This window comes from Paenibacillus marinisediminis (assembly GCF_054343325.1).
Genome location: NZ_JBTGUH010000038.1, coordinates 1 through 368 on the forward strand (window position 1 = coordinate 1; position 368 = coordinate 368).

Below are 368 nucleotides of genomic sequence, written 5' to 3' on the forward strand. Positions count from 1 at the left end.
TTCGGCTGCTCGCCATGCGTAAAAACCGCTCCTGGACACTTTCAATACACTGCACATCTTCTCCAATCGAAAGTCGGAGCGGTGATCTTCGATAAATTGGAACCTTAGTTCCTTTCTTTGCTGAAGATGTGCATGGCTTTTTTTAGGATGGCAATCTCCTCTTTCAGATCCTCAATTTCATGTTTCTGATCTTCTATAAGTTGAGATTGCTCGCGAAGGGCTTCCGCTTGGTTAACAGGCTCATTCTCGAATTCTCGGTACTTCCCCACCCAGCCGCGTAGCGTACCGGGATTGATATTTAATTCATTAGCTACATCATCCAGGCTCTTCGTCTGTTCCTGCACATACTTTACTGCTTCACGTTTAAA

1 protein-coding gene is annotated in these 368 nt (G+C 45.1%); it reads right to left on the bottom strand.

The window, feature by feature from the left end; all coding sequences use genetic code 11:
- Positions 1 to 104 precede the first annotated feature (104 nt).
- The coding region (locus ACXX53_RS23130) for a transposase (RefSeq protein WP_458571022.1) at positions 105 to 368 on the bottom strand (264 nt) is incomplete at its 5' end.